The 14,195-nt window shown below is 54.2% G+C and carries 12 protein-coding genes; 6 read left to right on the forward strand and 6 right to left on the reverse strand.

Annotation, left to right across the window (positions count from 1 at the left end; translation table 11 throughout):
• From R70723_RS22580 to R70723_RS22600, 5 genes are all read left to right on the forward strand, one after another.
• Positions 1-669 (forward strand): hypothetical protein, encoded by a 669-nt coding sequence (locus tag R70723_RS22580; protein ID WP_039875580.1) that lies wholly within the window; start codon positions 1-3, stop codon positions 667-669.
• Positions 670-673: 4 nt separating this feature from the next.
• Positions 674-2,380, forward strand: a complete 1,707-nt coding sequence (locus R70723_RS22585) for a GMC family oxidoreductase N-terminal domain-containing protein (RefSeq protein ID WP_039879167.1) — start codon at positions 674-676, stop codon at positions 2,378-2,380.
• A gap of 275 nt (positions 2,381-2,655) precedes the next feature.
• Positions 2,656-4,164, forward strand: a complete 1,509-nt coding sequence (locus R70723_RS22590) for a spore germination protein (protein WP_039875581.1) — start codon at positions 2,656-2,658, stop codon at positions 4,162-4,164.
• A 17-nt stretch (positions 4,165-4,181) separates the two neighbouring features.
• Positions 4,182-5,351 (forward strand): Ger(x)C family spore germination protein, encoded by a 1,170-nt coding sequence (locus R70723_RS22595; protein ID WP_039875582.1) that lies wholly within the window; start codon positions 4,182-4,184, stop codon positions 5,349-5,351.
• Positions 5,352-5,381: 30 nt separating this feature from the next.
• Positions 5,382-6,506, forward strand: a complete 1,125-nt coding sequence (locus tag R70723_RS22600) for a GerAB/ArcD/ProY family transporter (RefSeq protein ID WP_047171204.1) — start codon at positions 5,382-5,384, stop codon at positions 6,504-6,506.
• Positions 6,507-6,527: 21 nt separating this feature from the next.
• Here the strand turns inward: R70723_RS22600 and R70723_RS22605 are convergent, their stop codons facing one another.
• Genes R70723_RS22605 through R70723_RS22620 form a run of 4 tightly spaced genes read right to left on the reverse strand, consistent with a single transcriptional unit; the run spans position 6,528 to position 11,155 of the window.
• The gene (locus R70723_RS22605) at positions 6,528-7,196 is read right to left on the reverse strand and encodes a metallophosphoesterase (protein WP_052421432.1); all 669 of its coding nucleotides are present in this window, start codon (positions 7,194-7,196) and stop codon (positions 6,528-6,530) included.
• Positions 7,197-7,244: 48 nt separating this feature from the next.
• A complete protein-coding gene (locus R70723_RS22610; RefSeq protein ID WP_047171205.1) occupies positions 7,245-8,369 on the reverse strand; it encodes an ABC transporter ATP-binding protein in 1,125 nt (374 codons plus the stop codon).
• Positions 8,366-10,051 (reverse strand): ABC transporter permease, encoded by a 1,686-nt coding sequence (locus R70723_RS22615; protein ID WP_039875584.1) that lies wholly within the window; start codon positions 10,049-10,051, stop codon positions 8,366-8,368. Before R70723_RS22615 ends, R70723_RS22610 begins: the two co-directional genes overlap by 4 nt.
• Before the next feature lie 9 nt (positions 10,052-10,060).
• The gene (locus R70723_RS22620; RefSeq protein ID WP_039875587.1) at positions 10,061-11,155 is read right to left on the reverse strand and encodes an extracellular solute-binding protein; all 1,095 of its coding nucleotides are present in this window, start codon (positions 11,153-11,155) and stop codon (positions 10,061-10,063) included.
• A gap of 174 nt (positions 11,156-11,329) precedes the next feature.
• Between R70723_RS22620 and R70723_RS22625 the strand changes: the two genes are divergently transcribed.
• Complete coding sequence (locus R70723_RS22625) at positions 11,330-12,238, forward strand: LysR family transcriptional regulator (protein WP_039875589.1); 909 nt, start codon at positions 11,330-11,332, stop codon at positions 12,236-12,238.
• A 297-nt stretch (positions 12,239-12,535) separates the two neighbouring features.
• Here R70723_RS22625 and R70723_RS22630 read toward each other — a convergent pair whose 3' ends face one another.
• Both R70723_RS22630 and R70723_RS22635 read right to left on the reverse strand, forming a co-directional pair.
• A complete protein-coding gene (locus R70723_RS22630) occupies positions 12,536-13,414 on the reverse strand; it encodes a cysteine ABC transporter substrate-binding protein (RefSeq protein WP_039875590.1) in 879 nt (292 codons plus the stop codon).
• A gap of 18 nt (positions 13,415-13,432) precedes the next feature.
• Positions 13,433-14,188: an amino acid ABC transporter ATP-binding protein gene (locus R70723_RS22635; protein ID WP_039879171.1), complete on the reverse strand. Its 756-nt coding sequence runs from the start codon at positions 14,186-14,188 to the stop codon at positions 13,433-13,435.
• Between the last annotated feature and the right edge of the window lie 7 nt (positions 14,189-14,195).

Consider the following 14,195-nt stretch of genomic DNA (forward strand, 5'->3'; position numbering starts at 1 on the left):
ATGCATCAGGCCGCAGCCTATGCCGCAGCAGTCCCGCCCCATACCTATATCACCTTTCTCGCTCTAGTCGAAGCCATCATTCCTTATACAGCAGCCTGTTCTGCGCCTGGGGACGTACAATCTGCCGGAGCTGTTCAATTCGGTGTCCACGAGTATTTAATCTGGGAGCTGGACCACAATCTGTCCCTTTGGCAGGGCTTTTATCTGACAGCAGTACCGTTATCCGCTCCTACTGCGGCATTGCTTAATTATGGTGCCGTCCAATTCTGCGCATTAGGACACAATCAGGACGATCACGGCAATCCGGGAGGGGCCGGATTGCCGTTTGCCGCTCTTCACCCGTCAGACCGGATACGGGTGCTGGCCATGCTGGAGCAGTCTGATCAGCTTGATTTGGCCCCGTTGCCGCCTCCCTACCGGAATGACCTGGGAATTGTCCGGTACATGATAGATTTTATCAACAGGCAGACCCTGTTCGGGAACTATTCGGAATGGCCGGCATACGGAAGCACCCGGCTGAAGGTCCCGACAGAACGGAGGCTGGAGGGCTTTCCCCCGGGCTGGAGCCAGGTGCGCTATCCGGGCGTTGTCCCCGGCTACAGGGCCTTTATGGGCAATGTATTGACCATTGAGCGGCAAGGAGGAGGGTCATCTATTGTGCGCAGCTGAGTCTATGTTCGATGCTGATGTCATTGTTATCGGCTCCGGCGGCGGCGGTGCCGTTGCCGCCAAAGAGCTGGGAGAAGCCGGCCTGAAGGTGCTGGTGCTGGAGGCAGGTGCCTGGTACGGCAACAAGCACTGGGCGAACCCGAACACTGAACACGGCGGGGATTGGAGCTCTGATTATAAGGATCTGGATATCGGCATTTATAAAAAGGTCTTCAACTCGTACGAGAACAATATGAATGATGTAGTATCCGGAGCGTTCCGCTTTGGACCTGCTGACCGGCGCCGCACACCCTGGCACCGGATTATGCGGCAGAAGGGGGATATCTGGCAGGCCTCCGGTGTCGGGGGAACGACACAGCATTACTGGTCACAGTCGCCGCGTGCCTTTCCCCAGGCCATTGACCAGGTATGGCCGCTCAGCTACCGGGAGCTGATTCCCTACTATGAGAAGGCCGAAGCTACACTGCCTGTACAATTTTCACCTACGACACCTAAGGAAGAGCTTTTCTATTACGGTGCCAAAAAAGCCGGCTGGCAGCTGAATCCAACGCTGAACGTAACCACTCCGGGCTACCGCCCTAATCCGAACGCTATTCTGCCGCCCAACGACCGTCTGATGGACCCCGGCTGTTCACTTGAAGAGCTGTCGGATATGGAGGGCTGTACGCTGCGGGGGAACTGCGTCAACGGCTGTGCATCAGGTCCTTCAGTAGACAAAATCGCCAAACGCAGCACACTTGTCAGCTATGTGCCGCTCGCCCTGAAAACCGGCAATGTTGCGATCCGGCCCAACTCCTTTGTCATCAAAATCCTCACCTCGCAGGACCCCAAGGAGGGTCTCCGCGCCACCGGTGTCCAGTTCAGGGATACCTGGACAGGGGAAATCGGGGAGCTGACGGCCAGGACTGTTATTATGGCAGCCGGCTGCATTGAAACACCGCGGCTGTGGCTGAATTCCAGCCTTCCTTTTAATGAATGGGTCGGCAGAGGGCTAACCAATCATTGCTTTGACTGGGTTGGCGGCGTATTTGAGGAGAAGGAGCTTATGCGGATTATGGGCCTGCCCGAGGTCTATCCTTATGTGGGCCATACTTCAGGAGCAAGGGTTGATATTCCGGGAACAGGCATCTTTCAGGTCTCCTGCCTGAGTCCGGGTTTAATGTCATTTCTGACCTATGGCTTCAGTGAAGCAGGCTATAATGCGCTGAACCCGCCGGAGCCCGGAGAGCCATGGAATATCCGCGGCCGGGTCGCCGGTCCGCAGCTGAAGGAGTTAATGAGGAATTACAGCCGGACAATGACCATGCTGCTCCTGACGGATGATGAAACGCTTTACCGGAATCGGGTTGAGGTTGACCCCCTGCTCAAAGACGAGCACGGCCCGATTCCAATCGTGTATTACACCCCCAGCCCCAAAACACTCAAACGGCGTGATCAGCTGGCAAGATATGCGTCTGAAACCTTGCGGCAGGCCGGGGCCAGGCAGATTATCCGCTCGGATACCCCTTTTGGCTTCATGCTTCATCTGGAAAGCACGATGCGGATGGGCTATGTAACCGATGCTAACTGTGAAGCCTTTCAAGTGAAACGCTTGTTCATTGCTGATAACAGTGTGCACTTCAACGGAATCGGCGGTCCAAACCCCACGCTTACGACCCAGGCGCTGGCTACACGGACGGCTGAAAAGATAGTAACCGAGTACTTCAGCTAGCCCCCGGCATGGTGGAATAATAGAGCACTGCACCGGATATAGCAATTATGATAAGAAAAGCAATAATCTTACCGAGAAGCTTCATCCCCCTCACCTCCTATCCGCCCGTATCCGTATATTATGCTTGCAGTATCTGCAGCGGCGGATAAAATATACCCGTATATATAAGGCTATTCCCGGAGGCTGATGCAGCCCTGAGAATGGCCTTTTTCCAATTTCATTGGATAACAAGGGAATTGATGGTGAATATTAAAGGCTCTGGAGGTGATAGGCCGATGAGAGTAAACAAACGGGCAACCGATCCTTTTGCCAAAAAAATAAGGGCACTTGAACCTGAAGTAAACATCCCTATTTCCGAACAGATAATGGAGAACAAAAAAGGCATTGCCCAGGTCTTCGCCAATTGCTCCGATCTGGTTGTACGGGAGCTGCTTATCTTCGGCTCTATGCCTGCCATGGTGGTTTATCTGGATGTCCTGATCGATAAGCAGCTGTGGGATGACGGCTTCCTTGAGCCTTTAATGCAAGAAGCAGCACCTCCAATCAGCGATCCTTCCCGGCTGGAGGAGCAGCTTAAGTTCGGGTTCTCCTCCATTGTTCAGCCTGCGGTAGTAAAGAATATGACGGAAACCGCCAGACGTATTGTCAGCGGCGAAACCATCCTGTTCATTGAAGGCTCTGCGCAAGCCTTTGCCTTCTCACTCAAGGATAAGCTGAACCGCGCGCTGGATGAGCCGTCGACCGAAGCGGTTATCCGCGGGCCGCGCTACGGATTTATTGAGAAAATGTCCATAAATCTTGCCCTGATCCGTCACCGGCTCCGCACCCCCCGGCTGAAAACAGAAACATTAAGTGCCGGCAGCCTCTCCCGTACTGATATTACCATCGTATACATTGAAGGGATCGCCGACAAAAGTGTAGTAGAGGAGTTAAAGAGACGGATCGCAGGCATTGATATGGATAGTATCCTCGAATCCGGTTATATCGAAGAATTAATCAGCGATCATCCTTATTCCCCATTCCCTGTCATGCAGGCAACCCAGCGCCCGGACATGACTACAGGTTCATTAATAGAGGGGAAGATAGCCGTTATCACTGACGGCTCGCCGATGGTACTCATCCTGCCCGTTACCTTCTGGTTTGGCTTTCAGTCTGCAGAAGACTATTATATGAAATTTATGTTCGCCACCATGCTGCGCTGGCTGAGATATCTGTTTGCTTTTTTTGCGATGGCGCTGCCTTCCATCTTTATTGCTGTTACAACATTCCATCAGGAGATGATCCCGACAAGCCTGACCCTGAGTCTCGCCGCCGCACGTGAGGTTGTTCCTTTCCCGGCAATTGTCGAGGCGCTGATTATGGAAACTACCTTTGAAGCCCTGCGTGAGGCCGGAATCCGCCTCCCCCGCCCCGTCGGCCAGACGATCAGCATTGTAGGCGCCCTGGTTATCGGACAAGCGGCCGTTCAGGCCGGAATCATCTCGGCTACAATCATCATTGTCGTATCGATTACCGGGATTTCTTCCTTCCTGATCCCTAATCCGGGGATGAGCCAGGCTATCAGCATTATCCGTTTTCCGCTCATGCTGCTCGCTGCAACCTTTGGCCTGTACGGGCTGGGAATTGGCTTACTCGTCATACTGGTACATCTGGTAAATTTACGTTCCTTCGGTGTACCCTATATGTCCCCGCTTGCCCCTTTGACTTTCAATGGACTGGCTGACACATTATTGAGGGCCCCGTGGCAAGCCTTAAAGAAACGGCATAAACATACGAGGCATTAAATGGAGTGGGATTAAACATGAGCAGATTTATAAGGACATGCAGATATATGCTTCTCCTGATTATCCTTTGTATGACGACCGGCTGCTGGGACCGCAGGGAAATGGATGATCTCGCATTAATTATGGGCAGCGGAATCGATTTAACGGACAGCGGGCTGGTTGAGGTGTCCTATCAGATTGCGCTCCCGACAGGCATACCCAGTGCGGTGAAATCAGGGGGCAGCCAGAAGCAGGTTGTCGTCATCTCAGCCAAAGGAAATGATTTGCAGGAAGCACTGGGGAAGGTCCAGCAGCAAATGTCCAGATACGTCTATTTTGGCCACAGGGAGGTATTCCTGATCGGGGAGAGTTACGCACGGCACGGCCTTAATCAGGTTCAGGACCTTTTTACACGCTTCCCGGAGACCCGTTACAACAGCTACGTGTTAACAGCCTATGGAGCAACCGCCAAAGAAATTCTGAGCGCTCCCTACCCTATGGAACTAATTCCGGCACTAGCAATCAGCAAAATTCAAAGCAGCAGACAGAGCTTCTCCGTAAAGTTCGATGAATTTCTGAAGGCCTTCTCCTCGCCCGGAACATCCCCGGTAACTGCAGCCATCCGGATTATCCATAAGGGCACGGATAAAGAATCGGTTGCGATCGATAGGACTGCAGTCTACCTCGGCAATAAATTGAGCGGATTTACCGAGCCCTCAGAGCTTGATCTGCTGCGCTGGTGGATTGGGGACCCCTATCGTCTGGGATTTACGATTCAGGCGGAGCCTGAGGAAAAGGATTACAAGGGAACCATAAGTGTAAAGTCATCAGAGAGCCGTGTACACGTGCATACGAAGATATTGGATGATCATCCCGAGGCTAAGGTCATCTTCCATACAGTGGTTAAGGTGGTTTCTAACAACACAAGGCTGAATCTGGACAATGAGAAGAACAGAAAAAACGTGGAGCAGCAATTTTCCAGGCAGCTGCAGAGCAGGATCGAAGGCCTGCTGACCCATGTCCAGAAGGAAATGAGGTCCGACATCTTCGGCATGGGTGAGGAAATCCATATTGAGCACCCTTATTTCTGGAAAAAGATACAGGACTCCTGGAGCGAAATCTTTCCCGCAATGCCAGTGCAGGTTGAGGTCGAGCTTCAAATCGAGCAATTAGGCAAAACACATGGCCGTGCTTATCCGAAAAAATAGCAATATCATAAAATGTAGAGGATGCACACAATGAATCTGAAAATTTCCGGCATGCAGGTATTATGGATCATCTTAAGCATGAATCTCGGGATGACCCTGGTGATGACGATAACCCCGAGCCTGCAGGCCGCTAAGCAAGATGCATGGCTCTCCATTATTGCGGCAGGCTGTATTGCATTGCTCGTTGCCTTACTGGTAACGGCTGTTGCCAAGATTTTTCCAGGCCAGAATCTTATCGACTATGCGCCCTTGGTTTTCGGGAATTGGCTCGGCAAGCTGGTAATCGTCATCTATCTTGTACAGTGGTACACGATTATCCCGATTGTACTCCGCCAATTTTCCGACCTTGTTAATATTATGCTGCTTCCGGAGACGCCCAAGGAATTCGTGATTCTGCTGATGATCCTGTTGATTGCTTATGCCGCCTATGCCGGAGGCATTGAAGGAATTGGACGCTGCAGTGAATTTCTGGGGCCAATCATTCTGATCATGGTCGTACTCGTCCTGCTTGCCAACAGCAATAATATTAACCTGAAGCAAATTCTCCCCGTCTATGCGGATAGCGGCTTTAAGGATATTTTGCGTGGCTCGCTGGCTCCTGCTTCATATCTGGGCCATTCCGTCGAGTATTTGATGTTTGCCTCCTTTTTGTCCCGGCCGCATAAGGGACGGGCCTATACGATCTCGGCGGTACTGATTGCGAACCTCATTGTTCTATTGACCACAATCATGATCATTGCTGTACTCGGCGTCAATCTTAGCCCTAACATGTGGTATCCCTTTTTTGAAATGACCCAGAAAATCTCATTGTTTGGCTTCATCGATAATTTCGATGCTGTTCCGGTCGTCATCTGGATTTCCAGTGTATTCGTCAAGCTGGCCGTCTATTTGTTCTTAGTAAGCTACGGAACCGCGCAATTTCTGAAGGTCCAGAGCTGGAGAATTATGATTTGGTTCATTGCTCCGGTCATGTTTGTCTTTGCGCTGATTCCGCAAAATGTAATTGAAGCTACAACGAATTACCTGCAGCGCTACTGGGTTCCTTTCGCTCTGCCGGTGAACATGCTGGGGCTGCCTTTGCTGATGTTAATAATAGGAAGCTTGAAAAAGAAAGCGGGAGCTGCCACCACGGCAAAAGGTAATAGCAGCCAGTAGCGGGGCCTTCGGTGATAAGCATTACCTGTCCTCCAGCATATTTATTTTAAAATCCTTGTAATGCTGTCTGGTGGCTTCGGTCGAGCAGGAGTAGGCAATACCGTTGTGAACATCCAGCAGCGTCAGCCGGCAGTTATGCTTCGCCCCGGTGTCGATGCCGGTTAGTCCGGATTTCCTCCAGACCTCACCTGCTTTGGCCCCCATTTTAAAGGTCGGCGTATGTCCGAAAATAATACCTTTACCGGCGTACGGCGGCGGCTGCACTCCCCAGAATTCCTCACGAATTTCCGTCATATCCTGCAGGATCTGTCCGGCAAGCGGCACATCCGGACGGAATCCGGCGTGGACGAACAGGTAACCGTCAGCTTCGATGTATGGAGGCAGGCCCCGCAGCCATTCACGGAGGGATGTGCCGCCGGAAGCTCCGGAAGCAATGTCTGCAAGTTGCTCCGGCAGCCGCAGCTCCATATTGCCCGGAACAGCCAGCGCCCCTTCCTCTGTCAGCCTCCTGATCAGATGCAGTGTCTCCCAGCTTGGCGGATCTTCGTCTATGTAATCCCCCACCAATATAAGGCGGTCTGATGCAGGATTATATTCAGCGGTATTAAGCAACTGCTGCAGCCCTCCGGCATGCCCGTGGATGTCTGAAACCGCCAGCAGCCTGCCTGTGTTCTTTGATGTATGGAGCACAATATCAGCGGCCTTTCGCGAATAATCTGTTAGGTTCTCTTCCTGCTGTCAGGTTGCGTAAATATAGGCGGATTCACGGGGAAGCCCGGCATAAATGATGCTCCCGCTATCCCGCTGTTCTTCACTGAACAGGTATAAGCGTTCTCCTGCCGCAGACTCGGCCATCGTCCGCCACTTAGTTCCCTCGAAGGTCGAGTGGATGACGGTGGCTTCAATCCGGTTGGAGTCTCCATGCCCAGCAGAAGCTTCTGCTCCGGCGGGCAGTACCTTCACTGCTTCCGGCCGGAAGCGCAGCTCTGCGTGGCCTTCCGCCCGCAGGCTTCCATCCGGACCGCAGACGGTTCCCTGGAGCAAGCCGGCGGAGCACTGAATGGCTGCATCCCCCGGAGAGCCGGCAAAGGTGCCGCTGAGCACATTGATTGCCCCCAGCAGCGAAGCCGCCTGCCTGCTGGCCGGCTTGTTGTAGCAGGCCATCGGCGTATCCAGCTGGTCCACCGCCCCGCTGCGCATCAGCAGCAGCTTGTCGGCCATGGCAAAGGCTTCCTCCGGATCGTGTGTCACATGGAACACACTCATTTTCAGCCTGCGGAACAGCACCGACATTTCGGTCCGCATCTCCACGCGCAGCCGCATGTCCAGATTGGAGAGCGGCTCATCGAGCAGCATCAGCCGCGGCTCTGTCACCAGGGCGCGGGCAATTGCCACCCGCTGCTGCTGGCCGCCTGACAGCTGCGGCGGCAGACGCCGCTCGAAGCCTTCGAGCTGGAGCAGCGTCATAGCCTCCTCCACCTTTTGTTTGATGGCTTGCGCGGACAATCGCTTTTGCTTCAAGCCATAGGCGACATTGTCATACACATTCATATGGGGCCACAGTGCATAGTCCTGAAACACCATATTGATGCCCCGTTTTTCGGGCGGCGTCATCCGGGAAGCGGAAGCGATAGCCTGCCCGTGCAGCAGAATCTCTCCCCCGTCCGGCTGGCTCAGTCCGGCAACGAGCTGCAGCAGCGTTGACTTGCCGCAGCCCGAGGGACCCAGCACGCTGATAATTTCACCCTCCTGCAGCTCCAGGTTGATACCGCCCAGCGCCTGGAAACCGCCGTAGCTTTTTTGCAAATTGCGGATTTCGAGCAGCGGTGTGCCCGGGGCGTGTACAGTCTGTGGTTGTCTCATGCTCTCGCCCCTCTCTTCTTAAAGATGGATTCAATTACAACAAGGATCAGTACAATAATGCCTCCTCCGGTCACTGTAGCCGCAGATGCGTAGCCGAACCGCATATCTTCAAAGGCATCGTCAATGACAATCGGCAGGGTTACAAAATTCGGCGGGAACAGAATAGAGTTGACCGCCAGATCGAAAATACAGGAGCCGAAGGCAGCAAGCGCACCTGACACCAGCGCGCCGCGGATCAGCGGAATCAGGATCGTCCGCACCCGGCTGACCAGGGAAGCCCCCTGAATCTGTGCGGCATCGAGCAGATGCCCGGGAACCTTGGCCATCGAGCCGGTGATAATCCGGGTAATGACCGGGATCGCTCCGGCAATGGCCGCCAGCACCAGGATCGGCGGCTTACTGTACAGTCTGAGTCCCAGCGGCTCCAGCCACTTCTGGTTCCAGACAAAGATATACCCGATGCCGAGCACAACGCCCGGAACCGCGAAGGAGATCAGCGTAGCGGTCTCAATCAGCTTTTTAAATTTAAACCGGGAATAGGACAGCACAAATGCTGCGCCAAGGCCGATAATCAGCCCGAATACAGAAGCTGCAGCTGCAATCATCAGCGATCTGCCGATTCCCGGGAATAAATCCGCACCGTGGCGGAACAGCTCACTGTAATGCTCAAGCGTCAGATTGCCTCTCACCAGTCCTCCTGACTGTACCTGCAGAATGGACATGACCAGGCTGGAGCCGATCGGGATGCCGATGACAACGATGAGCAGAAGACCGACCGCGCAGCTGATTAGCCAGCTGTATTTGCCGGCAGAGCCGGGGGCCGAGCGGACCGCTCTCCCTGACAGAATGTCATACCTGGCTCTGCGCAGCACATAGAACTGGACGGCAATTGCCATCGCGATCAGCAGCACCAGATACAGGGACAGCACACCCGCCATGTCGAAGCGGATTGGCGAGGTGTAAATTGCCGAGTAGATAGAATATGGCAGTGTCGGGAAGCGGTACACTACGGCAATTGCCGACGGAAGACCAAAGTCTCCGATTGTATCCATAAAGACCAGCAATGCGCCTGAAAAAATTGACGGCAGCAGCAGCGGAACCTCCACCGTCCGCCACACGCGCCATGAGCTGGCGCCGCACAGCCTTGCAGCCTGTGACAGCATATCCATCTTCCACTCCATTGCCGCACGGACTGTCAGATAAGCCAGCGGAAACTTGCTGAAGGTCATCACTGCAACCAGACCGGCCGGTGAGAATACAGCGGAGCTTACCCATTTCCAGCCGAACAGGGACGCTGCCAGCCCGTTGCCGGCAGAGAACATAATCCAGCCCTGGGCCAGAATGAAGGAAGGCATAATGAACAGAATCCAGGCGGCGGCATCCAGCAGCGCAGCCCCCCGGAAAGACCAGCGGGAACGGGCCATAGCCAGCACCGTCCCCAGAATGGTTCCAAACAGTGTAGTGCCGATTCCCAGCAGCAGCGAGTTTTCCAGTGATTTTCGCCAGAGCGGGCGGTTGAACACATCCAGCAGCAGCGACAGATCGCCAAAGTTCAGCTCACCGAAGAAAACGCCCGGCAGCAGTACCTGAATGATGACCGCTGCCAGAGGGAACAGGACAAGTATGGCAAGCAGGATGCTGACAATCCAGCCCAGCCGGTTAACATTAAGCGCCTTTACCATAATCCCCGCTTACTGCACAGCCTGATCGGCAAACCATTGCTTGATCTCAGCCTCATGCCCGCTCGCCCATGCGGCCTCTGTAAAGTTCAGCTTGGCATCAGCAGCACGGTCAGCCTTCGGTTCTGCACCCTCCGCCGATGGCTCGAAATAAGCCTCATCCCCGGTATCGACCAGCTCCTGCTGTACTTCCGGCTCCAGCAGGAAGCTCACGAACTGCTTCGCGGCGTCAGCCTTTGCCGTATCCTTCTGGATTGCAGCCACACGTACGGATGCCGGCGCTCCCTCTTCAGGCCATACCAGCTCCACCGGTTCTCCGGCAGCCACCATGGAATACGCATTCGATTCCTGCAGCGCAGCAATATCAATTTCTCCAGCGGTCAGAGCCTGTACCACCTGCGGATTCTTCGGATACACGCGCAGCCCCTGCTCCATCAGTGTGTTGAAGTAGGCCTTCCCGCCGTCCATTCCCTTATCCTCGAAAAAGCTGGAGACAAACGGATACGCCGGTGCCGCAATCGCCGGATCAGCCATGCCCAGTCTGCCCTTATAAGCGGTGCGGCTCAGGTCTTCCCAGGAGGCAGGAATATCTGCACCCGTAATGTTATTTTTATTGTAGACAATGATTCCTGCAGCATGGGCTCCGGTCGGATAATACGAGCCGTCTTCCGGAATCAGCGATTCATATTGGTCTTTCAGTCCGGCCACATTATCCGGCGTCCAGCCGGTCAGCAGCTGTCCTTTGGCATCCAGCCCGTTAATCGAAGGCATCGCATCGATCCACACGACATCCCACTGCGGATTGCCCTGCTCGGCTTCAATACGGGACATAATCTCGGCACCGTTACCGGAGACGATGTTCAGCTTGATGCCGGTCTCTTTCTCGAACATTTCACCGATGACTGCATCAAAATCATTCAGGTACACTGTCAGCGTCTGGTCACCGGCTGGTGCAGCTGTTGCCGCCGGTTCAGCTGTGGCTGCCGTATTTCCGTCAGCTGCTGCAGCAGTTGTATTACCCTGGTTCTGTCCTCCGCAAGCTGTAACTACCAATAATGAGAGCGCACCTGCTGCAATACCTGCTGTTTTCAGCCAATTCCGTTTCACGATTGATTGATCCCCCTTGAGCTTCTTGTTTCGCCTTAGCGTTAATTCAAACTTTAACAACATTATGTAAGAGCAACGTTAAGCCTGGGTGTTAGTTTTATTAAATATATCTATGTATATTGAATGTTTAATAGATAACGTCTATATTTCAAATATAGAGGGGGCGTGAAGCTATTGAACGTACAGCAGCTAAAAGTATTTGTGGAGGTTATGCGCAGGGAGACTTTGCAGGAAGCAGCGGAGACGCTGGAGCTTACCCAGCCGACCGTCAGCTTTCATCTGCGCAAGCTGGAGGAGAGCCTCGGGACTCCGCTGTTCCGCAAGCAGTCGAGGAAGCTGATCCGCACGGAGGCGGCGGAAGAACTGCTGCCGTATGCTCGGCGCGTCGTTTCACTCATGGAGGAGGCGGCAGAACGAATGCGGGCACGGGCCTTGCATACACACAGCCGGCTGAAGCTTGGCGCGAGCTATACCCCGGCCACTTATTATCTGCCGCCGTTTTTGGCGGATTACAGGCACCAGTATCCTGATACGGACTTATTGCTGACGGTTAAAAAAGCCGAAACGGTGCTTTCGCTGTTAAGACACCACGAAATTGATGCAGCGGTCATCTCACTGCCGGACGAGCCGCTGAAGGGACTGCAGGTGCTGCCGCTTATTGAGGATGAGCTGCAGCTGGTGATGAAGCCCGGCCATCCGCTCGGCGGAGCTGAGCCCCTGACTGCGGAGCAGCTGCAGGGCGAGACCTTTCTGCTCCATGAGCAGGGCTCTACCTCCCGGCAGCTGGCCGAGGAGTGGGCGGCTTACGCCGGCGTCCAGTTCCGGTCCGTCATGGAGCTGGGAGCGATCGAGACGATCAAGGAGACGCTGAAGTTCAACTCCGGCATCGGGGTGCTGCCGCTGCGCAGCGTCCTCAAGGAGACCGCAGCCGGCGAGCTGATCCGGCGGCCCCTGCCGGGAGACGGGTACGTCAACCGCCGGCACATCTGCCTCGTCTACCGGGACGAGCCGATCTATGCGCGGCATATCCGGGATTTTATCGAGTATATCCGGGGGATTGCCGGTGCCGGCTCTTCTTCCTGATTCGCTCCCACCGCCTGCTGTCCGGCCTAACAACGGGACTTTTACCGTTATTTTTGCGTCCCCGCCTGCTTTCCGGCCTAACAACGGGACTTTTACCGTTATTTTTGCGTCCCCGCCTGCTTTCCGGCCCAACAACGGGACTTTTACCGTTATTTTCGCGTCCCCGCCTGCTTTCCGGCCTAACAACGGGACTTTTACCGTTATTTTCACATTCTGCCTACTACAAAAAGCTGCGCCTGGCGGATTATCCGCACAGCGCAGCTTCATTTGGATCCTGTATTCTTTACCAACTTATAGCTACTCGATTTTACCGCCCTCAACCACCAGCTCGTCGGTATAGCCTTCACCGTAAACCTCATTCAGGGTCGCATTATACGCCTCATGAATGAACTGCTCCTTGCCCAGCGTCTCGAGCTCGGTGTTGAGCCAGTTCAGCAGCTCGGTGTTGCCCTTGGCTACTGCCGGGGCAATCGTATCCTGCCCGCCGAAGGCCGGGATGCTTACGGTGAAGCCGGGATTGGATTTGGTCCAGGCGATCAGCTCGGTGTTGTCATTGGCAATCGCGGCGCCGCGGCCGTCCTTGAGTGCAGAGAAAATCTCGGTATACTGGTCGAATTTCAGCAGCTCAATGTCCGGATATTCTTTGGTGAAGTAGGTTTCAGCCGTAGTCCCCTTGGCGACGATCAGCCTCTGGCCTTTCTCCTTCAGCTGGTCGATGGAGGTGATCGGCGCACTGTCCGGGGAGACGATCCCGAAGGAGAGCTTCATATACGGGCTGGCAAAATCGACCTTTTCCTTCCGCTCATCCGTAACCGTAAAGTTGGCCATAATGATGTCCACTTTATTGGATTCGAGGTAGGCTACACGGCTGGCCGCATCCACCAGGACAAATTCTGCCTTGGATTCATCGCCGAGCAGATCCTTGGCAAATCTTTTGGCAATATAGACGTCAAAGCCCTGATTCTTTCCTTCGGAATCCACATAGCCAAACGGCGGCTTGTCGGCAAATACCCCGATCCGGATCTTATCGTTCTTCTTCAGCTGTTCAATCGAATCAAACTTGGAAGAAGACGAATTCGATCCGACGTTGTTATCCGAATTACTGCATGCAGTCAGTCCCACCAGCAGCATACTTGCCGCAATAATACCCGTTACTAATTTTCTGCCTTTACCCATCTCTCTCATCCCCTGTTTCTATAGTTTGTTGTACTCAAAAATATTAAGAAAGTGCTGTGCACGTTCTGTCGCAGGACTGGTGAAGAACTGCTCCGGCGGAGCAACCTCACATACGGTGCCTTGATCCATAAAAACGATACGGTCGCCAACCGATTTGGCGAATCCCATCTCATGCGTCACAATAATCATCGTCATGCCCTGCTTTGCCAGCCCCAGGATGACATCAAGCACCTCGCGCACCATCTCGGGATCAAGCGAAGCCGTTACCTCATCGAATAAAATAATGTCCGGATTCATGCACAGCGCCCGCACAATCGCGATCCGCTGCTTTTGCCCGCCTGACAGCTGCCGGGGATAATCGCCCGCCCGGTCGGCCAGGCCGACCCGATCCAGCAGCTCCTGCGCCTGCTGCTGCGCTTCCGTACGCTCTCTCCGCTGCACCTTCAGCGGCCCCAGCAGAATATTCTCCATCACCGTCATATGCGGAAACAGCTCATAATTCTGGAATACCATCCCGATATGCTGGCGCAGCTCGCGCCAATTGACATCCCCTCCGGCCAGATCCTGGCCGCGGTATAGAATATGTCCGCCCTGCACCGGCTCAAGACCGTTGAGACAGCGCAGTAAGGTGCTTTTGCCGCAGCCGGAAGGCCCGAGAATGACAATGACCTCTCCGCGCTCCACCTGCAGATCAATTCCTTTCAGCACCTGACGGTCACCGAATGTCTTATGGACATCCTGTACCTCCAGCAGCAGCTCACCTGTCTTCATCATATCTGCA

Source organism: Paenibacillus sp. FSL R7-0273 (assembly GCF_000758625.1).
GTDB lineage: Bacteria > Bacillota > Bacilli > Paenibacillales > Paenibacillaceae > Paenibacillus_AQ.

What these genes read in the sequence shown, in the direction of transcription:
- R70723_RS22600 (WP_047171204.1), top strand. Translation starts at nt 5,382, where the DNA reads ATGAATCTGAAAATTTCCGGCATGCAGGTATTATGGATCATCTTAAGC.
- R70723_RS22635 (WP_039879171.1), bottom strand. Translation starts at nt 14,188, where the DNA reads ATGATGAAGACAGGTGAGCTGCTGCTGGAGGTACAGGATGTCCATAAG.
- R70723_RS22580 (WP_039875580.1), top strand. Translation starts at nt 1, where the DNA reads ATGCATCAGGCCGCAGCCTATGCCGCAGCAGTCCCGCCCCATACCTAT.
- R70723_RS22630 (WP_039875590.1), bottom strand. Translation starts at nt 13,414, where the DNA reads ATGGGTAAAGGCAGAAAATTAGTAACGGGTATTATTGCGGCAAGTATG.
- R70723_RS22610 (WP_047171205.1), bottom strand. Translation starts at nt 8,369, where the DNA reads ATGAGACAACCACAGACTGTACACGCCCCGGGCACACCGCTGCTCGAA.
- R70723_RS22585 (WP_039879167.1), top strand. Translation starts at nt 674, where the DNA reads ATGTTCGATGCTGATGTCATTGTTATCGGCTCCGGCGGCGGCGGTGCC.
- R70723_RS22590 (WP_039875581.1), top strand. Translation starts at nt 2,656, where the DNA reads ATGAGAGTAAACAAACGGGCAACCGATCCTTTTGCCAAAAAAATAAGG.
- R70723_RS22615 (WP_039875584.1), bottom strand. Translation starts at nt 10,051, where the DNA reads ATGGTAAAGGCGCTTAATGTTAACCGGCTGGGCTGGATTGTCAGCATC.
- R70723_RS22595 (WP_039875582.1), top strand. Translation starts at nt 4,182, where the DNA reads ATGAGCAGATTTATAAGGACATGCAGATATATGCTTCTCCTGATTATC.